The sequence below is a fragment of the Fluviispira sanaruensis genome (assembly GCF_004295685.1).
Classification (GTDB): domain Bacteria; phylum Bdellovibrionota_B; class Oligoflexia; order Silvanigrellales; family Silvanigrellaceae; genus Silvanigrella; species Silvanigrella sanaruensis.
Genome location: NZ_AP019368.1, coordinates 2,572,636 through 2,598,285 on the forward strand (window position 1 = coordinate 2,572,636; position 25,650 = coordinate 2,598,285).

The following is a 25,650-nucleotide window of genomic DNA, read 5'->3' on the forward strand; positions in this document are numbered from 1 at the left end:
TTCTCCTTTAGCATTTTATTTTTCCAAAAGTGATAATGGCAAAATTTTAAAGCGGTTTCAATTCATTTCTTTGTCAAAAAAATTGTTATTGAGCTACTTATAGAATACAATTAAATTACATAATCTTCACTTGAGGAAAAAATGACAAAATTGAATCGATTCTTCTCTATATCATTAATTATCTCAGCTTTATTACTTTTAATTAGTAATGCTAATGCATTGCAAGCAGGTAATTACATTTTTGATCAAAAAGACTCTAAAGTAGAGTTTAAAATAAAAAATTTGGGATTTATGAATGTAAGCGGAAAATTCAATATATTTAAAGGCAATCTAAAATTATCTGATAATTTTTTAAATTCAAAAATTGAAGGCATAGTTGAAACGAGTTCAATCGACACAGACAGCGAGTCAAGAGATAAGCATCTGAAAAGTGAAGATTTTTTTGAGGTTGCGAAGTACCCCAATATGAAATTTGTTGGTAAAAACTTAACAGGAGAACAAATGAATTTCAAAGTTACGGGAGATCTCACTATAAAGGGTATCACAAAATCGGTTACTTTTTCTGGTATAAAAAGTGATGATCAAGATAAATTTCAAATTTCATGTATCATTAATAGAAAAGAATTTAATATAATATATGGTTCATTTATTTCTGATGAAGTTCAGATAATTTTAAATTTGCAACCAATAAAAAACTAAATTTGAATTAATTACGAGATTGTATTATTTTTTTTATAGATTTATTAATCTTTTCAATTTTATCTTAATCCACTCTCAAAGTGCGCATAAAATGACGGACAGAACTTGATGTTGCATTTGTTAGAGGAGTAATTCCAAGATTTTTAGATTTATTCGGCAAATAGGTTAAAATAAATTCAAATTAATTTCCGCCCATAAAAAAATAATCTGCTTCATTATTTGAGATTATTTCTATCATTTTCAAATTATTTATTGAGGAAATTAATAAACTTATGGATTCTTTTTGAGCATCCATAGAAGGGGAATAGTTCCTATAACTCAGCAATTTTTGAACGATTGAATCTTCAAAAAAATAGCAAATTTTTTAAGTAATTATAAATCTTTATTCTTTAATAATTCATCAGAACATGCTGAACTTAAAAAACTTTTATCATCTTTTCTTACAATAATAACCATATTTTTATCTTTAAAAAAAGGAATACTAAAATTTGCATATTTTTTTTCTCTCACTATTAAAATTTGTTGCAGGATAACAAATTCTTCTACTATTTTTCCTTATTTCTTGCACATTATGCGCAAATGACATTTTTTCAAACTCAAAAGGAATTTTTAAATCTTTTAATATTTTCGTTACCAATTTATATATTATGCCATTGTTAACATCTTTTATAAAGAAATAAGGTCTAATATGATATTGAATTATTATTTTCTCACTTGGCCAAGCTGGAAAAAAGAAATATAGACGATAAAAAAATATAATATTTTCATAAGTTAATATTTTTAATTTTATAATAGTCTTTATAAAATTTTAAAGAAATTAGCCTTTTGAGCTGGCTTCATTTTCAACTTTACTTGCAAGTTGCTGTTGAATTGCCTTTTTGAGATCGTTTTGTGACTCTCTTTGAGAATATCTTTTCATTTCTTCCATTATAAAATGCTTTGTCTGGTATTGAGGATCTTTCAAAATGACTTGTTTACCTAGTTTGTTACTTAAATTAAAAACCAACGGAGCTTTTAAATTGGCGCTCATTTTTTTAGGATCCATTGGAATCGTGACTATTACTGAAATAACGGCTTCATCTGGATTAGCTAATTTCAATGCAGAAACTTCTTCTTCTGTTACTTCAACCATATAATCAGGTCTAAACGAAAGTGGGCTTATCACTATAAATGCCATAGATGGATCATTGATAGACTGCAGCCATTTAAAAGGTGAGTCAGTATCATGATCTAACAAAATGAACTGATTGAGTTCAGGAAAACCAATCAATCCTTCAGGCAGATTGAGCAAATCACTCTCACTAATTTCTATCTCTCCAAAACGCGAAGTGTTTAGTTTCAAGGCAGCCCCCTTTACATTCCTTACAATTGCTCAATATCTAAGTTAGTTTATGGAATTGGGAAGTGCAATAAGATTTGCTATGAATATTGACACGTCAAAATATTTTAATTTCTACGATGCACCAATTGCATAGTCAATTATATAATTAATTTTGTAATTGACTATGCCAGGTGTATTGACTGGATTTAATTTTGGAAAACATCTTATCCGTAAGGAGAAGATTGTTGTTAACTATTTTCAAATTTGCATACGAATTCTCCGTAAAATGATACTCACCACTTAAGTGCAAATATTTATGATCAAATCTAAGATAATAATTTTCTGAAATGCTTACAGCAAGTGCTGTGCTTTCCTCGCCTAAAAAATACCAACATTCAAAGGATATCTCTAAATATTTATTATAAAGTGCATTTTTAATTCCGAATAAATATTCTCTAGGCAATGCGTCCTTAGAAATAATTCTCCAAGTGTTAAAAGAAAATTTGATTTTAATTGACTTCAGTAGATCCATTGCCATATCGCTTGAAATACACATTATGCTGTATTTTAGGAGAGTCTCTACCGATGAATTCATTTCCTGTGCATATTTGGCATAAATATCTTACCTAGCTAGTTGTCGCCAAATAATTGTTTCGTTAGCAATGACATCCATAAAACGAACTCTTCCTAAACCTGCTGTAAAAGTTGCGAGCCATATTTGTCTTTCTTCCGATGAAAAGTAACATTGTTGGCAAAATAAATTTTGCATAAATAAAGAGTTTATGAAAATAGACCGAAAAATGAATGTCATTATAAATATATGTAGATTTTGGAGTTTATTATGCTAGATATGGATGACCTAAAAAAAAGAAAAATGGAATTGGAAACAACATTGGAATCTTTGCACAAACTTATAAAATGCCGGAATGCAGTTCTGAGTAGCATTGAAAGACTTTCATTTCATAGAGTTATAACACATCAGCGTTCTCTCTTAAATATGAGTTCAAAAGGTGACAAAAAAAATTTTATGGCCATCTCAAGTCGTGCAATCGAAGTTGATGCAAAAATGAATCGCAGATGTCTATTTCATTTGCGTGCAAAGGAAAAGCATTTAGAAGAATTGCTAAATGAAGTGATATTAAAGTTATCGGAAAGTGAATCCTCTGTTGCAGAAAATGCAACTCCATCTTCTGAAAATTTAAATAGCGAAAGCGACGAGACAAAAGTTGCATCTTAGACATATAGATAAAAAATATCACCCTACATAAAAAAAATTATATTTCATTTAGTTCAAAAACAGTTAATAAACTTAAAATTCATCACAATTCAACACTGCTTATTAATTGCTCAAAAAAATTTTTTTATATTTTGTAAATATTATTGTTTTTTTATAAATTTGTCTATAAGACCATTCTTGTTGATTTTGAATTTCATTATCAATTATGACAGTTTTATTCTTATTTGCTTAGAAAATAGTTATTTTTAAAAAAAACAAAATAATTTAATTTATTCTTTAAAATAAAGAATTTGAACAGTTGCGGCCAAAATCATCTTTTTTCGAAAATATCAATTTTTCTTTAAACATCTCAAATTAACACGTTATTGAAAGGAATTTCATGAAACTCCAGATTCTATATCCAACGCCACTTCTTACAATAATTTCTCTAAGCTTAATGAGCGCTGGTTGTAATCAGCCATCTGATAAGAATAATCATCTTTCTTCCTTAAAATTAAGCAACAGCACTGCTGAAAATGCTTATGACTTTCTCGATGAAATCGATTTGGACTTATTAAAAGATGAAAATGAACAAAAATTGTTTGAACTGACTCTAATGTATGAAGACTATGATTTAAAAATAGAGAAAGATGCTGACGATGCTGTTCAGCCTTGGAAACTATATGCAACTATTTATATCAATCAAAGGCCACATGAAATATCATTAAGCGATAGTTCCCTCGAAAAACTCGAAGAACAATTGAGTCACGAAATTATTTCTCGTAAAAGTGATGATATCGTCGAACTTGAAAAAACATTTAATATTTCAATAGAAATTGTCGAAAAAAATAGCTCACAAAAATTTAAAGTCACTGATAATAGCACGGGAGAAAGTGATACATTTCAAAATTTAAATGATATCAAGGTTGTTTATACAGGAATAGAGAATAGTTCTGCTTACATTGCGAAAAAGGCAAAAACAATTAAATATGTCATTCGCAAATTAAGAGGGAAAGATGCACATAATAAAGTCATAAATTTAAAGACGCAAGATGCTGGAAAAGCTCTTGTGATTGATGGCTTTGATGACCTTGCTTCAGCACTTGAAAACTCAGGTCTCCCTAAACATCTCGAGCTTTCGCTCAAATCCTCAATATATATGATTTTCGGCGGAGCCGTTTTTATTGGATATGAAGGCGCAAGTGAAGAATTTCAAGAAACAAAAAACGAATACACAGAGAGCATTGAGGAAACAAAAGCCCTGCGCAAAGAAATCATTACGAATATGGAAAATGAAATCGCCGCTAAAGAAGTATTATTAAGCTCCCTAGATGCTTCTGATCAATCATTATCTGCACAAGGCAAAATTGCGCGTGAAATTGCAATGGAAAATGCAAAATTTAAAATCGAGTTTGCTCAAGAAGTGCTGAAGGCTATAAATACAAAAAAAATACAAACAAAATTAGATGCAAAAATTTTTAATAAACTTCTTGATCTTGTACAAAATCATAATATTAAAGTGCATGCAATTAAAACTCATTCAAACACACACTTAACATTATTAAATAGCGAGTATACTCAATTATTTAGTAAGTTAAAATCAATTGATAAAATAAAATCACTCCCAGTGCACGATCAAGAATATGTTGCCACATCTTTAAACTCACTGTTTGAATATCAAAACGGCTTAAATGATTCATTAAGCAAAAGTATTGCAGCAACATCAATATTACCCAATATTAGCCGCGGTCTGTCTTCCATGTACTATGGGATGGTCGCATTTGAAGCAAAAACTCTTGCAGAATTGACAACGTTAAACTCTAAAACATTCGCAGCGGGTTCAGCAAAAGCACTGACATTTGAAAATTATTTATTATCTGTAGAAGCAATTGGCAATACTTTTTTAGCTGCAGGTCAAGCACAAATGGTTTTGGCAGGCTTATCAAAAATCTCTGACAATAATAAGGAATTAAAATCTTTAAATACCTGGCTTGACGAGATGATAAAAAGCAGTTTTTGGGATGAAGTTAAAGCATCCAATTTAGATCCACACAGTAAAAAAAATATTTTAAACACCAAAAAAATACTAGAGAGTTTTTATAAGAGCAAACGCAATTGGATCCGCATGCGGGCCACGGGCGATACAATGTTAACTGCTGGACAGGCTGCCATGTTTGTTTCAGGTCCACTTGTGTTTGGTATGCCTGCTCTGTCTGGCTTTGGTGCAGGTTCAACCATTCTTGGAATTGTCACTTCACAAATGAGTGATCAATACATAGATAAAAATTTTGAATTTGAAGCTCCTGCAGAAGACTCTAAGGAAGCCAAAATCGCCAAAGGAGATCTCGACAACCCAAACGATCCTCTCATTGTTAAGTTACTCGATCGCAGCACAAAACTCGTAGACCTTTCTCATCAAAAAGCACAAGTGCGTGTCTGGCAAAAAATATATGATGCATTGATTTTAAACTCTAATATTGACAGTAAAGAGCTTATTCGTACTTTAAAGCAGGATTGGCAAAATAAACATTCGAAAATAAATTCTGCAAAAAAAGTTTACTATTCTGAAATTTATTTAAAGAATCTCAGAAAAATGTTCCCCAAAGATAATCCACAATTATTTAATAAAAACTTAGAATTTATTGACCAAGCAAAACTTCTATTAAACAGCAACTCAAACGATAATAATTCAGTAAAGTCACTTAATTTTATTAAGTTTATCTCTACACATCTCAGACTCTTAAATACTAATAATGAAGTTTCCAATAGTGTTTATTCCCCTGTACTTATTGAAAAGGTAAAATCATCCTCATTAACGAATCAAAATATTGGTGAAACTATCACAAGTATTTTTACTTTTTTCGATGAATTTGGTCTTTCCGGTGAGTTTGATCGCAGAATAGTTAAGAAAATTGTTTTACAAAATGGTTTTCCCTTTTCAGGAGAACAATCCGCGCTTGATAAGAAAAAAATAGCCCATCGCTATCTAAAAGAAGTTGTCGTAAAAACAAATAAACAACCTTGGAATATTCCAAATCCTTTACCAGGCTTTTTTGTCTACTACTTCCCCCAATTGTCTGGGAATAGCGACAAACCAAGCAAACCACTTATTTTCTCAAAAAAGGATAAATCTGTTTATATCTTTGATAGAAAGCTTTATTTAGAAGATTTAAATAATTATGAAAACATTACGCAAGCTGAAAAAAATTCTGTCGATGAATTTACGAAACTTGCGTTTGAAACAAATGATTTTGCAGGCTCTACCGATCAAACATTCTTTGCTAAATTAAAGAAAATGAAAGGAGCTTTTGGTAAAGAATTGCGCAGCGTGTTTAAGTTAACATATGAAGCCGCTGCAAAGAGTATTTTTAGAGCGAATACAATCCGCCCAATTACAGATGGGGTGGTCGAACAATTGGACAAATACAATAATATTAATAATATTTCTCCAAAAAAGAGCAAAACTTTTTCGAAAGCGAATATTGCCAAGTATTCCTATGCAGGAATAGAGAAGTTTTCAAATGTAGCCAATAAATATAACGTAGGTATGAATTTTTTACTTATGCCGCAGTCACTCTCCAGTATTCATCAATCTGTACAAAATGGTCAAATTGCTGATGCAACCCGTGGAGCATTGAGTTTCTCTTTTAACAATGCTGATTTAGCTTTTGACCTAGCACGCACTGCGGGTGGACAAAAATTTTGGGTGAAGCACCCAAAATCATTCCAAGGAATTGGCTCCATCCAAATTGCCCTCAACGTTGCTTCGGCGGGTCTTGATATTTGGCAAGCCGTTGAACTTTTTAAAGCTGGACAAGCTACAGAAAATAAATCACTAAAAACAGACCTCTACGTAAATGCTTCCTTGACGACAGCAACTGCGGCAACTTCTCTTGGCACAGCACTGTTGTTGCCTTTAACTGCCAAAGCTGGACCTATTGGCACAGCAATTGGTTTTACCATTATGTTCTCCCAGGGTACATACAATGCTGTGCGTACTTCGGAACAACTGAGGGAGCTCGGATTTTCTGAAGAATATGTCGTTTTGAATTCCATTGGAAATTTCTTTGGCCAATACAGCACAGGTGAAGATCCAAAATTCATTGTAAAAAAGACCGCTAAAGAAATGGAAGAAACAACTATTCCCGAAATCATGGCCCTCAACAATAAAGAATTTTTAGAAAATATTGGGAAAAATAAACTAAATAACTCCTACTATTTCAATAAAATAGTATTCCCAAAAATAAATTTATACGTTCCATATACCCACGCAGTACTTTCTACCTATTGTGCATATGGAATGTGTAGCACGCAAAAAACACAAATTCCCAGACCAATCGAAAAAGATAAGCATATGTGCTTAACAAACAATTCTTATTTTTCAAATGAACGCGACAGTACAGAAACTGAATCTCTTTTAGCCGATCATTTGGCCTTTATAAATTTGAATCACTCTCGCTTGGCCAAAAAAGCAACTATAATACCAGCAGCACCTCCTGGAAGCGGATTCAGTGGATTTGCTACTCATCATAACTACAACTCGACTACACCTTGTCCAAACGTCGATGCCAATTATCCGATGATTGAAAAATTCGACACTCCTTCAGCAGAGAATCTGGAAAAAATAAAAAATATCCCTGACAGTCAAAAAGCAGATTTATATTTTGTCGGAATAGGAGATCAAGGCAAACATGGAAATATGATCAGCTCCATTTCGGCAAATAAGAATAATAAAAATTTATTTAATATTCATCCTGCAAGTTATATTTTACAACTTGTTGGAGGCGATAAAGAGGATATTTTTGAATTTTATAATTATTTACAAGGAAAAATTGAAGGTTCGCCTACAAATGGATTTATCGATGGTGGAGACGGAATTGATACAATTAATCTTCAAGGGATTAATATTAAAAACGAAAAAGTCTTTATCTCTTTAAATGGAAATACTAATAAAAACAATCAATTTTTAGAAATTAGAAATGTAGAAAATGTAATCGGCTCAAAAAATGATGATGTTATTGATGGCAATGATTCCAATAATGTTATTTTTGGCAAAGAGGGAAATGATATTATCAAAACATATGCAGGAAATGATATCTTGTATCCAGGCACTGGCAATGATGAATTGCATGGTGGAATTGGCAGTGATGTCTATGTCATATTGAAAAAGGATGTTGCTAAAGGAACTGAGAAAATTATCAATAATTTTGATCATAGAACAAATAATAATTATAAAGATTATTACGATGCTATTATGACAGATATCGAAAATTTATCCACTTTGAGAGATGGCCATGATCTTCTCCTTGGAGTCTATGAAAACGAAGAATTTGTTAAATACATTCGAATTAAATATTATTATGTAAGTGATAAGTACAAACATCTTGGCATATCTGATGTCAACGGCAATGTTTATACAACTTTAAATGGAAGTTTAGATAATTCTGATGAAAATTCTTCTGATTATTTAAGCGGACAATATATAAATACAATTAACTTAAAAGGAAATTCACCCATAGTCAGAATGGATGAAAAACTCCAATATTCTGCGCGGGAAAACACAAATATAAATACTTTTAAAGCGCTTTATATGTCCGGAAATCCAGAAAAAATAAGTGAACTCAAAAAAGACGCATTCAATTTAGAATTTAAAAACGTCATAGGCACAAATGGCAATGATGTTATTTTTGGCGATAGCCAAGATAACTTTATCAATGGGCAAAAGGGAGTTGATTATTTAAAAGGCAACGATGGCGATGACACTTTATCGGTCTTACTTGAAACAGAAAAACTTGAAAATGAATCGCAAAATATCGATAATGTGTTACTTAATTATGTTAATGGACAGCACGAAGAATTTATTCAATTAGCCGGTGATAAGGGGCATGACAGTTATATTCTCAATCTATCAAATCTTTCATTAGTCGAAAATTCAAAACCAATCTTTGTTGAAATAAACAATAAAGATAAGCAAGAAAAAACAGATTCTCTTATTATCTCTGACTCCAGAAATACAATATCAAATATTTATTTTACAAAAATATCTAATTCTACAGATTCCAACCAACATTTAAAAATTAACTTCTTCGATACTGTTGAAGAAAAAAATTATGTTGTAGTCCTTAAAAACTGGTTTAATCATTTAGAAAATCAACATTTACAAATTCAGGTTGGCAAAAAACTTACCATTCCTCTCTCAATCATGAATTTAGTAACGAATTCTTTAAATAAAAATGTTATGAAAAAAGTTACTGGAAATTTACTTGAATCAGAAAAATTTGAATTTTCAATCAATGACTTATTTTTAGCAATAAATCAATATCATTTTGAAATTTTCAAGGATACATACCATGTTATTGAAAACGAAACCTTGCGTCAAAAGGATAATATCCTAGATTTTAAACATGATATGAGCAATGATCCAAATATAAGAAAAATAAAAAATAAAATTAAATTTGCCCATCTTGAAAACGATCTTGTCATACAGTTAGAAGCAAATTCTATGCAAGAAAAATCTTCATTTATTGTGCTAAAAGATTACTTTAATAATCATGAATTTAGTTCTAAGAATTTTACGATAAAAACGAATAATGTTCTTCAAATAAATTCTGAAGATTTTAAAGACTTAGTTTCAAATCTAGCTGATAACGATTTAATGAGTCTCGAGCTTTAAAAACGCAGAGCATACATTGCAATAATTTATTGCAATGTATGCATTCCAATCTTTTGACAGCATTTTGATCTTATATAAAAAAAATTACAAAAAAATATTATATTTAGAATATACAATTCTTTATTCAGAGGAAATCCATGAATATAAGAAATTTTTTATTCAGTATAACCTGCATTTTTAGCATAATACTCAATTCTTGCGGCTCCAACGGATCTTCAAGTATTATAACACCAAGCAATCCTGGACCAGCGAGTTGTCTGGCAAATTCAAAGTTTGCCAGCTCTGCAAAAGAATTAAATATCAATATTGCACAACCCACTATGAAATTTAGCAATCCTCTGACTCAAATCGATCCCATACAAAAAAAACCATTATCGATTGTGGGTGGAACAGATGCAACACTAAATAATACCTTCGCTCCTGCACAAACAAATACAGTTGCTATAATACTGAACGGCAATACACTTTGCACAGGCACAGTCGTTGCAAGCAATTTAATCTTAACGGCAGCTCATTGCTTTGATAACGTAGATTTTACATCAACTTCACCCGGATATGTTAAATTTTCAAATTCTTTAACCACTGCCTCAAGCGCTGCAATTTCTTGTTGGCAAAGGAATTCAAATTATATATCCTGTGCTCAATATTCAATTTATGCATGTAGTCTGAATGATATCGCATGGGTAAAAATCAATGGAAACATAAGTGCCTACGGCTATTCACCTGTTTCTATTCTTGCAGATCCGCAAAATATTTCGACGACAGAAACGAAATGGATGGCCGGTTTTGGCAAGCTCAACGACAATATTGTTAACTCCTCGGGTCACAAATTTTTTATCAATACTCCAATAGGGGGAACTCACGATCAAATCCTAAGCGAACGTGTCTCTCTCTATAACTCTGGAACCTCAAGCAGTGCCTTCCAAAATTATTTAACTGTTATAGGACCCTATTCTGCTCTTGGTACCTGCGAAGGCGATTCTGGCGGTCCCGTTTACATCTCTAGGAGAAATTTTACGACAGGAAGCACTGAGTACGTACTCGCAGCTTTAACTCAAGGGAATAATAATATTTTAACTCCGAAACCTTCTGGCTCATATCCTTCCTTTTCTTATGATTATAATATAGCTTCGAACTGCAATGATGGATATAGTATATACACAACTGTTGGAAATTATATCAACTGGATAACATCAACGAGTGGCGTGAATGTAACGACCTATTGATATTTTTAAATTATTCTTGATTACTTTGACCATATTCTCTCAATATTTTCTTCCAATCCTTGTCTATATTGAGTTCTTCAATTTTTGCATTTAAATATTGAAAAAGCATTTTATCACTTTTAGCCACCATTAAATGTCTTCCATAGGGCGGTGAAAAAGGCTGCTTTGCAATATAAATATTTTTGTTAGAAAATAAAATATTATTCCGTTTCTTTAAATACTGAAGAAAAGAATTTTCTAATATAAAAAAGTCCAAAGAGTTTTCATTACCAATTACTTTAGTGAGTGCTTCGTCGAAACGATAGGAGTCAACCCGAATAATTTTTCCCTTTCTAATATACGGCTCTAAAGTTTTGTATCGTGTGCCGAATACAGCTGAAAACTTTTTTCCAACAAGCGATTCTAGATTCTGATATTCTACAATTTTATTTTTATTTGACCCTACCACTTGAAAATCTTCTGTAATATTTTTTGTCCAATAAAACTTATCTACAAAATCATTTGGAAAAAATTTCTGATTTACCCATGCAATAACCATAGGAACATCTTTTTTTTCTAATAAATAATCCACTCGTTTTCTTGGATAAAATTCTGGTTTAAAGGTATATGGACTTTTTTTATCCCTATTTAAAAAATTTGCCAATTCAACATTTAACCCCTCCGTATTATCCTTATTCACATTCCAAGGAGCTGAATTATTATAATTTACAAGTAATATTTGAACCTTTTCTTCAAATGCAATAGCATGTAAATTACTCATTAAAATTAAAAAACATATAATTTGCAATAATTTTTTTTGCTTAAATAAATTAACCTTTGCTAAAGATTCTCTTAATATGGCAGCAGAGTTGATAACTACTGTGCAGAGTTTGTTCAAAATCATCAATTTCCCCTCTTTTAGGTGCTCGCGAAAGTATTTTTTGTATACTTTTATGTAAAAAATTTATGACAGGCATACAGTTCAATATATTTTATTGTCAAATTATCTGTTTTGTCAATTCAATAAAAAATATATGTTTTCTATAAAATTTTATAATTTTCCACTAGAATTCCAATATTAAAACATTTTGATAAATTGATAAATTATAGATTTATCAAAAATTTTATTAAGCTAATTCTAATATAAAATATAAAAATTTTAATCCGATACTTAAAAATAAATATGTCATTGAAAGTAAAAAATATGTTTTTCAAAAATTTGAAATTCTTTTTAATGATTAACATTTTCCTAATATCGTTACCCATATTTGCTGAGGAAAATTCTGAGGCCACCAATCGTTTCACCCTCACAAATGGATATTGGGAGACTCAATACAATTCGAATGAGGGAATTGTCTATTTTCCAATGTCAGTCATTGATACATATGATTGGGGATTTAGAAAACTTTCGTTGGATAGTAACATTTTTGGGAGATCATTTTCATTTATATTATCAAGAATTCTTGGAGAATATATTAATACAACATATCTAAATACCCCTTTTCACGAATTTGGCCATGCAACACGCTTTCAAAGCTATGGATATAATATTATAAGGTATAACGTGGGTGAAGATAATTCAGTAACCGCAAACTCTTATTTTGAAATGGTTTTTAAAAGAGCTAAAACAGGGCCAGTAGGTGCATCGACCTCAGGAAACTATTCACTTTTAAACACATCTCAAGATCTCATCGTTACAGCAGGCGGTGTGAATAATGAAATTCTTTTAAGTGAACGTTTATCTGATAGAATATACGAAAGAGGAGGTTCAGTTCCTGATTTATTTTTTTACATTGACAATAAAAATGGTCCTGAGGAATATTTTAGCATTTCAAGTGCCAGTGGAGATCCCGCTATTATTCTAAAGAGATATAAAACATTAGGGTTAAACATTTCAAAAGAAGATATCATGAGTTCATATAATTTTAGCTTATTCGCAAGTGGAACTTTTTATTCACTCTTATGGGGAAATATAAAATATTTTTATAATGGCGAACAAGATATAAAACCTATAGAAATATTTGGATTTTCACTTCCAGACTTTTATACATTTTTAAATTCAAGAGGACTTTCCATAAAAACTATACTTAATTATCGAGTCAATGATGCCTTAAACTTTGGTTTATCTTATGAAAAAGTTTATAATGGAATCTCTTATGATGAATTTGTCTCACAATTTCGCTTAGCTTTAAAATTAAATTCAAGCTATTTTAAATACTTGATTATAAAGCCTCAACTGCTCATCGGTGCTGGAGATACTGTTGATTGGGGAGGAAGTTTATTAACAGAACTAGAAGGAACATATTTTGGTACTTTCGCTAAATACACCTATTATAATAGTAATACTTTATATGGAGAAAGAAATATCCCATTTATAAATAAACCCAACGAACTACTTGCCGGTTTTTTCGTAAATTTAAGATAAAAAATAAAGATACTATTCTTTTCAAATCCAAGTCAGAATGAACTGAAATAAAAATATAATATATTTTAGATGATGCATTTAAAATGAAGTAACAAAGTCGTTTTCTTATTTGCTTTTTTGCATTTCAATCAATTGATCGAGAAGATCCTTTACTGTCATTCTTGATACACCAAGACAACGCAAGGAAGAAGCTACCACATTTAGAATAGATTTTTCTAAGTCGAAATGCTTTTGATCTCCATTTTTTAAGTAAACAGGCTGATGGGCATCGACAAGTGCAATTGCTTCGGATCCCAATTGAGTTTTTAAATAGTCAACGCTGGGATGAACATTCTCAATATAAAATTGATAGCGACTGAGCAGAGATTGCTCATCATCATCAGCTCTCCCTCTCTTCGTTGCACGCGAAAGCATTTCTTGTTTACTTATACTCAAATGCAAAACTTTTATAACAGGAATATTAAATTTCTTGAGAAAGCCGATTAAATGCTGTGCAGCTTTAACTGTTCTTGGATATCCATCAAGAATAAATGGGTGTGTGCGAAATTCGGGTGCGTGCTCAATATGGGCTGAAATAAAATCTTGCGTCCAACGATTGGGAACAAGCAGCCCATTCATCGTGCAAAATTCAAGCCAATCAAGCTGACTGGTAAACTTTTCCATTTGGGTTCTTTTAAAAAAAGCTTCCATCTCTGGGATATAATTCAATACTTTTTTTGTCAGATCATCTGTAGTGTCGACGCAGTCAAAAATATTGGACTCCGATGAAATTTTATAATTATCAGCAAGAAGATTTGCATAACTTTTTTCATTTTTGGCGCGCTGAAATGTCGTACGCAAAATTTCACCCATGGATAAATGAGCTTCAGGAGGAATGGACATGACTTTAGATAAAGCTGCTGCAACTTCCCCTTTTCCACAACTTGAAGGTCCAGTTAAAATAAGAACACCAGGGCCTCTGAGTGAAACTCTTTCAACTTTTATCTTGGATTCCAGTTCGTAAGCAACTCGATTGAGAGTCATATTGAGTCCTGTATTAAGTAAGTATTTTTATATTATTTTTTTCAAGCTGAAGAAGAATGTCCTTGAGCATGTTTGCCTCGCTATCACTAGCAGGATAAAGCGGTGCTCGCAAATTTGCTCCACAAATTCCTAAATGCGATAAAATCCATTTTGCGCCAATGGGATTAGGTACAGAAAATATTCCGCTATTAATGCAAAAAGTTGATAAATGAAGTTTTTGCAGCCCCAATAAATCACCTTTTTTAAATTTTTCTAAAATTTCAAGCATGGCTTTAGGGATAATATTTGATGTGACAGAGATAACTCCCTCTGCACCGCACAATAAAGCAGGAACATATGTGGCATCATCCCCTGAGAGGATAGTGATATTTTCTTTGCCATTTTCATTTAAAGTTATTCGCATGTCAGCTATAGCATTAACATTGCCTGCGGCCTCTTTAATAGCAACAATACTTTTATTTTCTAAGGCAATTTGCACGAGCGATTGGGGGAGAAGATTTACCCCAGTTCTGCTGGGAACATTGTAAATGCACAGAGGGGTATTTGGGATGGCATGCGCTACTTCTGCAAAATGTTTCACTAAGCCACTTTGATTCGGCCGGTTGTAATAAGGAGTGACAACCATAATTCCTTTTGCTTTTTGTCCCGCTGAAGACTGCAAGAGAGAAAATTTTATACTTTTTTCAATGGTCGTCTTTGTTGAGTTGGTTCCAGTACCTACATAAATATGAAAATCTTCACTTTGATGTTCAAGCGCATTGATGACAAGTGCAATCGATTCTTCCTCACTTAAAGACACATTTTCACCGGTCGTTCCTAATACCACAACACCATTGATTCCTGATTTTTTCTGATATTGCAAAAATTTATTAAATGTGGGTAAATCCAATTCACCTTCACGATTAAAAGGTGTGATAAGTGCAGTTATGACTCCTGAAAAGGGTAGGTGGCTCAAGGGTTTCTCCTTACTCGAAAATTTAGACGACCACTTGTAGATTATTCCTCTTAAAGAAACTTAGCAAGATTTTCACAGGGGAGTTGACCTTGTCGTCTGGATTTGTTAACCAGTGTTTACCATTTGGGCCGGTAGCTAAATGGTTACGGCAGCTCGCTCATAACGAGACGATCTGGGGGTTCGAGTCCCTCCCGGCCCACCACTTTTAATTCTGCATTTATTTCAAAACTTCTTCAATATCCTTAGACATATCTTCTGGTTTATCTGCAGGCGCAAAACGTTTGATTATTTCCCCATTTTTACCTACTAGAAATTTTGTGAAGTTCCATTTGATAAATTCTGTGCCAAATATCCCTTTGCATTTCTTTTGTAAATATTTAAACAAAGGATGGGCTCCGTCTCCATTGACATCCACTTTTGCGAACATTGGAAAAGTGACTTCATAATTCAAACTGCAGAAATTTTTAATCTCATTTTCATCCCCTGGCTCCTGCTTGCCAAACTGATTACATGGGAAACCCAATATTTTTAAACCTTTATCTGCATAGGCGCGGTTTAATTCCTCGAGTCCTTTATACTGAGGAGTAAAACCACATTGGCTCGCTGTGTTTACGATCAGCATGGCCTGCCCTTTGTACTCTGCAAGCTTTTTCATAGCACCATCAATTGTTTTCACTTCAAAATCATAAATAGTTTGCTCTGACATTTGTTTACTCCTTAGGCATTTTCTTAAGTCGTTTGATAACAATTTGAAATATTAGCATGGGAACTGATCGTGTCCAGCTCAGTTTGAGCTATTTCATGAAAACTAGACTCTTTCTATTGACAATGCTAGTCTGCTTCGGTAAACGAAATCTCAATGCAGTCGTAGCTCAGTTGGTTAGAGCACCACGTTGACATCGTGGGGGTCAGAAGTTCGAGTCTTCTCGATTGCACCATCTTTGGTGGCCCAATGAATTCAAAAAACTACAATGTTGTTGATGGGTTCAATACTATCGCACCAGCTTATGACTTAGCGAACGATGCCATGACACTTGGCTTGCATCGTCTCTGGCGCAGATCTCTCTGTAAAAAAGCCTTAAAACTTTCCCCAAAAAACTCTCATATTCTCGATGTCGCCACCGGAACAGGTGACGTTATCTTGGGCTTATTTTCCGATCGCTCTGATATCAATGTTACAGGAATAGATGCCTCTGAAGGAATGTTAAATATTGCACGAGAAAAGTTTAAAGCCAAAGCACATCTCTTTCAGAAAAATATCAAATTGCTCCTTGCAGATGGTCTTTCATTGCCGTTTTTAGATGAAACTTTTAACACCGTGACAGTCTGTTGGGGAATTAGAAATATACGTCCTCACTCTGGCGCCCTTCGAGAAATCAAACGGGTTCTCAAGCCTGGGGGCTCTGTCATTATACTTGAAAGTGGTCGTCCTGAATTTAAATTTATTCGCAGCCTCTACAATAGTTATTCAAAAATTTTACCTTTTATAGGCGAGAAAATATCGAAATACAAACCAGCCTATCAATTTTACAAAGCATCAGTTGATGTATTTCCTAGTGGAAAACAATTTGTTGCAGAACTTTATGACGCTGGTTTTATCAATGCAAAATATGAAACACTCGGTGCCAGTATTGTGTATCTATACTCTGCTCAAAAAGCCACTTGCTAAATAAAATTGAATTGTTTTTTCCAATCCTGTATTTAAATTATACTGCGGCGTCCAACTTAATTGATTTTGAATTTTTGTATTATCAATCGAATAACGCCAATCATGACCTGGACGATCCGTAACAAATGAAATCAATTCGCTATAACTTTTCCCCACAGGTCTCAAATTATCCAAAATTTGACATATTTTCTTAACTAAACTAATGTTACTTTCTTCGCTTCTGCCACCAATATTATAAACTTCACCTATTTTTCCATTTAATAATATGGTTTCAATTGCAGAACAATGATCTTCTACAAATAGCCAATCGCGGATATTTGTTCCGTTGCCGTAGATAGGAATGGGTTTATTTGCCAGACAAGAGCGAATAACAGTAGGAATTAACTTTTCTGAATGCTGAAAAGGTCCATAATTATTTGAGCAATTTGAAGTTGTCACTGGCAGACCAAATGTATGAAAATAAGCACGGACAAAGTGATCGGAGCTTGCTTTACTTGCAGAATAAGGAGAATTAGGAGCATATGCGGTTTCTTCTGAAAAAGAAGGATCATTTTCACTCAAAGTACCATAGACTTCATCTGTTGAAATATGATGAAAGCGACATTTATTACTGTCCCACATTTTTTCCTGTAACCAAAAGCGACGCGCATTTTCTAATAAATTAAATGTGCCCAAAATATTGGTCTGAATAAATTCTGCTGGATTTTCGATGGAACGATCCACGTGACTTTCTGCTGCAAAATGCACAATTGTATCGATATTAAATTCTCTTAATAATTTATCGACTAAAATATTATCACAAATATCTCCTTGAATAAACTTATGACGATGCGCATTTGGCAAAGATTCTAAATTTTGAATTGATCCCGCATAAGTTAATTTATCAAGACTCACAATATTAATATCTTTGTTCTGAGCTAATAAATATTTAACAAAGTTACAGCCAATAAATCCTGCCGATCCTGTAACGAGGATTGAATTCGGTTTAAACATGAATCTCTCCAACTTCAAAAATTAATTTTTGAATTACTTTCTAAACATTGATACCTATAAGTTTTAATAAATATTTTCCATAGCCACTTTTTACTAAAGTCATTGCTTGTTTTTCAAATTCTTCTGTTGATATAAAACCTTTTCTCCAAGCAATTTCTTCTGGGCAAGAAACTTTTAAACCTTGTCGTTCTTCAAGAACCGATACATAAAGTGATGCCTCTAATAATGAGCGATGCGTTCCCGTATCTAGCCAAGCAAAACCTCTATGCAAAATTTCAAGCTTCAGTTCTTCATTTGCTAAATATACATTCATGAGATCGGTAATTTCAAGCTCAGCTCGTGCAGATGGCTTCAGTTGTTTAGCATAAGAAGAAACTCTCTTGTCAAAAAAATACAATCCTGTGACCGCACAATTCGATTTTGGAATTTTTGGTTTCTCTTCAATAGAAATGACTTTAAAATTTTCATCGTATTCGACAACACCATATCTTTCAGGATCATTCACGGAATAGCCAAAAACAGTCGCTCCATTTAAGTTATTTTTTACTTCACTTAAAATACTTCCCAAACCATTTCCATGAAAAATATTATCCCCTAATATAAGACATACGTTGTCTTCACCAATAAATTCTTCACCTATAATAAAAGCCTGGGCAAGTCCATCGGGACTGGGCTGCTCAGCATAAGATAAAGAAATACCCCATTGTTTCCCATCACCCAGTAGATTTTTAAACGCAGGTAAATCACGTGGTGTAGATATAATTAAGATGTCTTTAATATCCGCAAGCATTAGAGTGGAGAGCGGATAATAGATCATAGGTTTATCATAAATGGGCATAAGCTGCTTACTCAAGCTACTTGTTGCAGGATACAACCGACTGCCAGTTCCTCCTGCTAAAATTATACCTTTCATTTGGACTCCATCATAATTATTTACAGATTCTAAATACTTTTGGACTCAGGTCACATAATTCTTTTAACCAAATGATACAACTCTAAATCAACACTTGACATAGCATCATTGATGCTTAGCCTATTGCTAATGCTCCTGACGAGCAATTTTCAAACCTTTTATAAGGAGTCATTTATGAGCAAATCCATTCGTCCTCTTAATGATCGTGTGCTTCTCAAACGCCTCGAAGCAGAACAAAAAACTGCAGGAGGAATTCTTATTCCTGATAACGCAAAAGAAAAGCCAGTAGAAGGAAAAGTTATTGCTGTTGGCAATGGTAAAATCCTTGAAGACGGCACCCGTCAGGCACCAGCAGTTAAATCAGGTGATAAAGTCCTTTTCGGCAAGTGGAGTGGCAACGAAGTTAAGATTGACGGACAAGACTATCTTCTCATTAAAGAAGAAGAAATTCTTGCGGTCATTGAAGCTTAAATAAATGTATAAATTAAATTAATAATTATAAATTTAACTCAAAGGAATACAAAATGGCTGTTAAAATGATTTCTTTTAATGAAAATGCGCAAAAAAAGATGCTTGCTGGCGTAAATACTTTAGCAAATGCTGTTAAAGTCACTCTTGGCCCAAAAGGCCGCAATGTCTTGATTGAAAAAAGCTATGGTGCCCCGCTCATTACCAAAGATGGCGTTACTGTTGCAAAAGAAATCGAACTCGAAGATAAATTCGAAAATATGGGTGCGCAAATGGTTAAAGAAGTTGCTTCTAAAACCAATGACGACTCTGGCGACGGAACAACAACAGCGACTGTATTAGCACAGGCTATTTATCGCGAAGGTTTCAAAATGCTCGCTGCGGGCCATTCCCCTGTCGAATTGAAGCGCGGAATAGACAAAGCAGTAGAAGCTGTTGTCGCTAACCTGCACAAAGTGGCACGTCCTGTAAGTGGCAATAATGAAATTGCTCAAGTTGCGACAATATCATCTAACAATGACTCTGCCATCGGTGCAATGATTGCTGAAGCTATTGAAAAAGTTGGGAAAGATGGAGTTATCACTGTTGAAGAAGCCAAAGGCCTCGACACCTATGTAAATGTTGTTGAAGGGATGCAGTTTGACCGTGGATATCTCTCTCCTTATATGGTCACTGACCAAGAACGCCTTGAAGTTGTCCTCGAAAACCCATACATCCTTCTTTTTGATAAGAAAATTTCTGTTATGAAGGACATGGTTCCATTGCTTGAAAACATTGCACGCAATGGCCGCCCTCTTCTTATCATTGCTGAAGACGTTGAAGGCGAAGCACTCGCGACTCTCGTTCTCAATAAACTCTCTGGCACTATCAAAGTTTGTGCAGTGAAGGCTCCAGGCTTTGGCGATCGTCGCAAAGCTATGCTCGATGACCTTGCTGTTCTTACCAAAGGGACTGTTGTTTCTGAAGAAGTTGGTATGCAACTGGAAACAACAATTATTGAAGATCTTGGCGAAGCTGAAAAAGTTGTTGTTGATAAGGACAATACCGTTATCACAGGCGGAAAAGGTCTCGAAGCAAATATTAAAGCACGCATTGCAGAAATTCGTGGACAAATTGAAAAAACAACTTCTGACTACGATCGTGAAAAACTTCAAGAGCGTCTCGCAAAACTTGCAGGCGGTGTAGCCGTGATTCACCTTGGTGCAGCTACAGAAATTGAACTCAAAGAAAAGAAAGATCGCATTGAAGATGCTCTCAACGCGACGAGAGCCGCTGTTGCCGAAGGAATCATTGCAGGCGGTGGAGTAGCACTCTTACGTGCTTCTCTCGATCTCAGCAATATAAAAGGTGACAACGCTGAACAACAAGCTGGTATCGAACTTGTTCGTCGTGCCCTTGAAGAACCTGTTCGTATTATTGCTTCCAATGGAGGACACGAAGCGAGTGTAGTTGTCAACAAAATCTTAGCAAATGACAATCCTGCTTACGGTTTCAATGCTCTTACTGACAACTACGAAGATCTCATTAAATCTGGCGTAATTGACCCAGTTAAAGTCACTCGCTGTGCATTGCAAAATGCAGCTTCCGTTTCGAGTTTATTGCTGACAACCAATGCTATGATTTCTGAAAAACCTAAAAAAGAATCCGCAGCTGCACCAGGAATGGGTGGCATGGGCGGTATGGGTGGCATGGGCGGTATGGGTGGTATGGGCGGTATGGATTACGATATGTAATCAACAATTTCCTCCTATTCGACAAAAACCGTCGATTCAATGCGGTGCACTTTACAGTAACAGGTTAAGTGCACCGCTTTTTTTTCTTTCTTTTCCATGCAGCTATACAATTTTTAAATGCGATGTTAGTTCAAGAAACTGTTTATTATATTGATATGAGTTTTTCTTTTGTTCTAAGTGAGGGAGCTTTGCATGAGTGCCTTGAAAATAAATTATTCACAAGAAATTATAGCAGGTTTAACTACATTTTTCACTATGTCTTATATTGTTATTGTTAATCCACAAGTTATGGCTTCCCCAGGGACGGGATTGACAATATCTGGAACGTTGACAGCAACTGTTCTTATTTCTTTTTTAATGAGTCTTTTAGCAGGAATTTATATTCGCTTGCCTTATGCTCTGGCTCCAGGTATGGGCCTCAATGTTTTTATCGCTTATTCTCTAATTATTGGTGAGAAAATTCCATGGCCCACAGCCCTTGGGATTATTTTTTGGTCAAGTTTTATCTTTATTTTAATTTCAGTCTTTCCCATTCGCCAAAAGATTGTTGAAGCACTTCCCAACAATATGAAACATGCAATGTCTTGTGGTATCGGTCTTTTTCTTGCATTTATTGGCTTGAAAAATTTAGGATTGATTGTGCCAAATCCTGCTACATATATAGCGCTAGGCGATATTAATTTACCAATAGCACTAGGTTTGTTAGGATTTCTAGTTATATTTATTTTATTTAATAAGAATAAATCATATGCATTTTTATTTTCAATATTTTTAATTACAAGCATAGCTCTTCTGTTTGGTTTAACAAAATTACCCGAAACATACTTTTCAACTCCAGATTTTCAATCACATTTTTTTAAACTCGATTTAATCGGTTCACTCAAATGGAGCTTTATTCCTGTTATTTTATCCGTTCTTTTGACAAACTTATTTGACTCCATGTCATCATTGATCGGTCTTGCAAACAGTGCCGGTTTTATAGACAAAAAAGGTAACCCCCTGAGGCTAAAAGAAACCCTTATGGTTGACTCTATTGCGTCCTTATTTTCGAGTTTATTTGGTACATCACCTGCAACTGTTTTCATAGAAAGTTCAACAGGAATTCAAGCAGGTGGCAGGACAGGATTAACAGCAATCGTAGCTGCATTCTGCTTTTTACCCTGCTTATTTATTGCCCCAATTGTCACAGCAATCCCAGTTTTTGCAACGGCACCTATATTAATTTTTGTTGGGATTTTAATGTGTAAAACCTTAAAACATGTCAAAGCCAATACCCTCGATGATATTATTCCAATATTTCTAACAATTGTTCTTATGCCTCTGACATTTTCAATCACCCAAGGAGTGCTCTGGGGAATTGTCAGCTACGTTATATTAAAAATATGTGTTGGGAAAATAAAAGTGATCAGTCCTGTGCTGTGGGTTTTAGCTTTAATCTGCTTTTTAGCTCTCGTTACTGAACACAGCACGTTTTTAGAATTTATAATGAAATAATTTTTAATTCATCTGATAAAAAATAAGTACTTAATCAATATTTAAAACATTTATTTTCAAATGTTTTAAACCATACGAAACTCTCAATTTATAAAAAATTCAACTGACGTTACAACTCTTACTTTCTTCAGAATACTACCTTCATCCCCATATTGATCATTGGAATTTGCAGCCGTGATAGAAAAGACTCCTTGATTTGCTTTTCTAATTTTCCCCACAGAGCTGTTTGAATTTTGAGCAAAACTATTGGCTGCTTCTCGGGCATTTGCAGTCGCACGCGTTAACATTTCAGGTTTAATAGAATTCAATTCTGTATAAGCATAACGCATATAACTGTTACTTAAGACCACGCCAGACTCAACCAACTCACCCGTTTTTTGAGTTGCAAGACTTGCAAGATCAACTTTATTCGTTGTTAAAGTAATTTGGGAGTTTGCAGAATAACGTGGTGCATTTGCATTTTCATTGGAATAAGATTGAGCCTTGCTATCTGTTATAGAAATGGATTGTATTTCAATTTCTTTATCATCAAAACCTTGTTTCTTTAAAAAATGAATTATTTTTTGTTGTGAAGAAGAGATATCTGAATAGATTTTTTTTAAGTCATTATTAGCAGATGTAAAGCTTAAATTCCATGTCGCAATATTGGATTTTACAATTTTTTCATCAAGCCCTTTGACATCGACAAATCTTCCAAAATTTTGATAATTTTCAAAGGATTTTCCTAATAAAAAACTTGCAGTCACAATTCCTAAACTTAAAATAATCGAGGGAAAAGTATTTGAGCTCATTTAAAAACCTTTTTTATAAAAATAGTAAAGATAATATTTATTATTTATCAACGATAATCTCGTTGGCTGGGCTTACAGTGTTCAAAAGATAATTCTTCAATTAATCTTTCAGGCTGATCAGCAATTCCTTTATATATCCAAGCAGCAATATGCGCAAAGTCCTTATCATTTCTTTTTGGTTCACCATTTTCTTTCTGATATTCTTCACGAAAATGGCTGCCGCAGGACTCTTTCCGTGCAAGCGCATCGAGGCACATCAATTCAGCAAGCTCGATATAATCTCCAACCCGTGCTGCTTTTTCAAGCTCTTGATTCATTGTATTTGTGGACTGAGGAAGCTTTAAATCGTTCCAGAATTCATCTTTAATTTTCTTAATTTCCACGAGTGCGTGTTCAAGTTTTTCTTCACTGCGCGCCATTGCACAGGAATTCCACATAATTTTCCCAAGCTTTTCATGAATTTCATCGGCAAGTTTAGTGCCTTTTATTTTAATTAATTTTTCTGTATTTATTTTTACATTATTCTGTGCTTCTTGAAATTCAGCAAGATTATTTTTAATAGGTTTTAAATTCGTTTGCGCAAGATAATTGCCCAAGGTAACAGGAATAATAAAATAACCATCGACTAAACCTTGTAATAAAGCATTTGCTCCGAGTCGATTGGCACCATGTTCACTAAAATTCGCTTCTCCGAGAATAAAAAGACCCGGAACTGTTGACATAAGATCATAATCAACCCAAAGACCGCCCATTGTATAATGCACAGCCGGATAAATTTTCATAGGATTAGAAAATGGATTGTCGCCAACAATCTTTTCATACATTTGAAATAAATTACCATATTTTTCTTCCAAATTAGCTTTACCATTCATTTGAATTTTATCTTTAAAATCTAGATAAACAGCAAGACCAGAGGCGCCGACCCCAAAGCCGTCATCACAAATTCTTTTTATCGAGCGCGCAGCAACGTCACGTGGGACTAAATTACCAAAACTCGGGTAACAGCGTTCCAGAAAATAATCTCGTTCATTTTCCAGAATATCGTCTGGATTTCTTTTATCATTTAAATTTTTTGGTACCCAGATACGCCCGTCATTTCTTAAAGATTCAGACATTAATGTGAGCTTAGATTGATGTTCTCCCGAAATAGGTATGCAGGTTGGGTGGATTTGGGTAAAACAGGGATTGGCAAAGGCAGCCCCTTTTTTGTAGGCGCGCCATATAGCTGTTCCGTTGGATGGCTTTGCATTTGTCGATAAATAAAACATATTCGCATAGCCACCTGTCGCCAAAATAACTGCATCTGCAACGTGACTTTCTATTTCTCCTGTAAGAAGATCTCTAACAATAATTCCTCGCGCTTTACCATCAACCAAAACCAAGTCAAGCATTTCTTTACGAGTGTGCATTGTAATATTTTTTTCGCTGACTTGTCGCATAGCACTTTGATATGCACCTAATAAAAGCTGCTGACCCGTTTGCCCTTTGGCATAAAAAGTTCTTTCCACCTGTGTGCCACCAAAGGATCTATTGTCTAAATAACCCCCATACTCTCGGGCAAAAGGCACGCCAATTCCTACGCAGTGATCGATAACTTTTAAAGAAAGTTCTGCAAGCCGATACACACCTGCTTCCCTTGCGCGATAATCTCCCCCTTTTACAGTGTCATAGAAAAAACGATAAATGGAATCACCATCATTTTTATAATTTTTCGCAGCATTTATTCCACCTTGTGCCGCTATAGAGTGCGCTCTGCGCGGAGAATCTTGTAAACAAAAAAGCGAAACATGATAACCAGCTTCTGCGAGAGATGAGGCAGCAGAAGCCCCTGCAAGTCCACTGCCTACAACTATGACTGAGAATTTTTTGCGATTCGCGGGGTTTACTAAGCGACTGGCAAAAACGTGATCTTTCCATTTGTCTTCAATATTTCCATTAGGGATATTATTTTTTAGCATAATTCGTAAATCCTTTACACATGCATTTTCTAATAATTCATAGAATGACATAATATTAATTGCACAATTATAATTACCACACAAACATGAATTTATTTTGTTTTATCCTTATTA

The 25,650-nt window shown here is 33.9% G+C and carries 20 protein-coding genes and 2 tRNA genes; 11 read left to right on the forward strand and 11 right to left on the reverse strand.

Annotated features, from left to right (window positions below):
• The first annotated feature begins 141 nt into the window (after positions 1-141).
• Entirely contained in the window at positions 142-699 is a 558-nt protein-coding gene (locus EZS29_RS10825; protein WP_130610285.1) for a YceI family protein, read from the forward strand.
• A gap of 817 nt (positions 700-1,516) precedes the next feature.
• Here EZS29_RS10825 and fliW read toward each other — a convergent pair.
• From fliW to EZS29_RS15950, 3 genes are all read right to left on the reverse strand, one after another.
• Complete coding sequence (fliW, locus tag EZS29_RS10830) at positions 1,517-2,041, reverse strand: flagellar assembly protein FliW (protein WP_130610288.1); 525 nt, start codon at positions 2,039-2,041, stop codon at positions 1,517-1,519.
• 145 nt (positions 2,042-2,186) lie between these two features.
• Complete coding sequence (locus EZS29_RS10835) at positions 2,187-2,615, reverse strand: hypothetical protein (protein ID WP_130610291.1); 429 nt, start codon at positions 2,613-2,615, stop codon at positions 2,187-2,189.
• A gap of 27 nt (positions 2,616-2,642) precedes the next feature.
• Positions 2,643-2,789 carry a hypothetical protein gene (locus EZS29_RS15950; protein WP_172603899.1) on the reverse strand — a complete coding sequence of 49 codons (147 nt, stop codon included), beginning with the start codon at positions 2,787-2,789 and terminating at the stop codon, positions 2,643-2,645.
• Between the two features lie 72 nt (positions 2,790-2,861).
• Between EZS29_RS15950 and EZS29_RS10840 the strand changes: the two genes are divergently transcribed.
• The 3 genes from EZS29_RS10840 (at position 2,862) to EZS29_RS10850 (ending at position 11,135) form a co-directional block, all read left to right on the forward strand.
• Complete coding sequence (locus tag EZS29_RS10840; RefSeq protein ID WP_130610295.1) at positions 2,862-3,257, forward strand: hypothetical protein; 396 nt, start codon at positions 2,862-2,864, stop codon at positions 3,255-3,257.
• A gap of 379 nt (positions 3,258-3,636) precedes the next feature.
• Complete coding sequence (locus tag EZS29_RS10845; protein WP_130610298.1) at positions 3,637-9,909, forward strand: calcium-binding protein; 6,273 nt, start codon at positions 3,637-3,639, stop codon at positions 9,907-9,909.
• Positions 9,910-10,046: 137 nt separating this feature from the next.
• Positions 10,047-11,135, forward strand: coding sequence for a S1 family peptidase (locus tag EZS29_RS10850; RefSeq protein ID WP_130610301.1), 1,089 nt, complete (start codon positions 10,047-10,049; stop codon positions 11,133-11,135).
• Between the two features lie 10 nt (positions 11,136-11,145).
• On the opposite strand, the gene EZS29_RS10855 is transcribed toward EZS29_RS10850, so the two are convergent.
• Positions 11,146-12,018, reverse strand: coding sequence for a substrate-binding periplasmic protein (locus tag EZS29_RS10855; RefSeq protein WP_130610305.1), 873 nt, complete (start codon positions 12,016-12,018; stop codon positions 11,146-11,148).
• Positions 12,019-12,348: 330 nt separating this feature from the next.
• Between EZS29_RS10855 and EZS29_RS10860 the strand changes: the two genes are divergently transcribed.
• Positions 12,349-13,539 carry a hypothetical protein gene (locus EZS29_RS10860; RefSeq protein ID WP_130610309.1) on the forward strand — a complete coding sequence of 397 codons (1,191 nt, stop codon included), beginning with the start codon at positions 12,349-12,351 and terminating at the stop codon, positions 13,537-13,539.
• A 105-nt stretch (positions 13,540-13,644) separates the two neighbouring features.
• On the opposite strand, the gene EZS29_RS10865 is transcribed toward EZS29_RS10860, so the two are convergent.
• Positions 13,645-14,562 carry a nucleoside monophosphate kinase gene (locus EZS29_RS10865; protein ID WP_130610312.1) on the reverse strand — a complete coding sequence of 306 codons (918 nt, stop codon included), beginning with the start codon at positions 14,560-14,562 and terminating at the stop codon, positions 13,645-13,647.
• Positions 14,563-14,575: 13 nt separating this feature from the next.
• Positions 14,576-15,517, reverse strand: coding sequence for a 4-hydroxy-tetrahydrodipicolinate synthase (gene dapA, locus EZS29_RS10870; RefSeq protein WP_172603900.1), 942 nt, complete (start codon positions 15,515-15,517; stop codon positions 14,576-14,578).
• Between the two features lie 125 nt (positions 15,518-15,642).
• Between dapA and EZS29_RS10875 the strand changes: the two genes are divergently transcribed.
• Positions 15,643-15,719: transfer RNA gene (locus EZS29_RS10875), tRNA-Ile, on the forward strand.
• Between the two features lie 15 nt (positions 15,720-15,734).
• On the opposite strand, the gene EZS29_RS10880 is transcribed toward EZS29_RS10875, so the two are convergent.
• Positions 15,735-16,223, reverse strand: coding sequence for a glutathione peroxidase (locus EZS29_RS10880; protein ID WP_130610320.1), 489 nt, complete (start codon positions 16,221-16,223; stop codon positions 15,735-15,737).
• A gap of 155 nt (positions 16,224-16,378) precedes the next feature.
• On the opposite strand from EZS29_RS10880, the gene EZS29_RS10885 reads away from it, so the two are divergent.
• Together EZS29_RS10885 and EZS29_RS10890 are read left to right on the forward strand one after the other, a co-directional pair.
• Positions 16,379-16,455: transfer RNA gene (locus tag EZS29_RS10885), tRNA-Val, on the forward strand.
• Positions 16,456-16,469: 14 nt separating this feature from the next.
• The gene (locus EZS29_RS10890; RefSeq protein WP_130610323.1) at positions 16,470-17,186 is read left to right on the forward strand and encodes a ubiquinone/menaquinone biosynthesis methyltransferase; all 717 of its coding nucleotides are present in this window, start codon (positions 16,470-16,472) and stop codon (positions 17,184-17,186) included.
• Here EZS29_RS10890 and rfbB read toward each other — a convergent pair.
• Both rfbB and rfbA read right to left on the reverse strand, forming a co-directional pair.
• Positions 17,157-18,179, reverse strand: coding sequence for a dTDP-glucose 4,6-dehydratase (gene rfbB, locus EZS29_RS10895; RefSeq protein ID WP_130610326.1), 1,023 nt, complete (start codon positions 18,177-18,179; stop codon positions 17,157-17,159). The two genes, EZS29_RS10890 and rfbB, sit on opposite strands and share 30 nt — an antisense overlap.
• A 40-nt stretch (positions 18,180-18,219) precedes the next feature.
• Positions 18,220-19,092: a glucose-1-phosphate thymidylyltransferase RfbA gene (rfbA, locus tag EZS29_RS10900; protein WP_130610329.1), complete on the reverse strand. Its 873-nt coding sequence runs from the start codon at positions 19,090-19,092 to the stop codon at positions 18,220-18,222.
• A 174-nt stretch (positions 19,093-19,266) separates the two neighbouring features.
• On the opposite strand from rfbA, the gene groES reads away from it, so the two are divergent.
• From groES to EZS29_RS10915, 3 genes are all read left to right on the forward strand, one after another.
• Positions 19,267-19,563 carry a co-chaperone GroES gene (gene groES / locus EZS29_RS10905; RefSeq protein ID WP_130610332.1) on the forward strand — a complete coding sequence of 99 codons (297 nt, stop codon included), beginning with the start codon at positions 19,267-19,269 and terminating at the stop codon, positions 19,561-19,563.
• Positions 19,564-19,616: 53 nt separating this feature from the next.
• Entirely contained in the window at positions 19,617-21,293 is a 1,677-nt protein-coding gene (gene groL, locus EZS29_RS10910) for a chaperonin GroEL (protein ID WP_130610335.1), read from the forward strand.
• A 192-nt stretch (positions 21,294-21,485) separates the two neighbouring features.
• Complete coding sequence (locus EZS29_RS10915) at positions 21,486-22,787, forward strand: NCS2 family permease (RefSeq protein WP_130610338.1); 1,302 nt, start codon at positions 21,486-21,488, stop codon at positions 22,785-22,787.
• Between the two features lie 83 nt (positions 22,788-22,870).
• Here EZS29_RS10915 and EZS29_RS10920 read toward each other — a convergent pair whose 3' ends face one another.
• Positions 22,871-23,578: an SIMPL domain-containing protein gene (locus tag EZS29_RS10920; protein ID WP_130610341.1), complete on the reverse strand. Its 708-nt coding sequence runs from the start codon at positions 23,576-23,578 to the stop codon at positions 22,871-22,873.
• A gap of 47 nt (positions 23,579-23,625) precedes the next feature.
• Positions 23,626-25,536, reverse strand: a complete 1,911-nt coding sequence (locus EZS29_RS10925; protein WP_216678665.1) for a fumarate reductase/succinate dehydrogenase flavoprotein subunit — start codon at positions 25,534-25,536, stop codon at positions 23,626-23,628.
• Between the last annotated feature and the right edge of the window lie 114 nt (positions 25,537-25,650).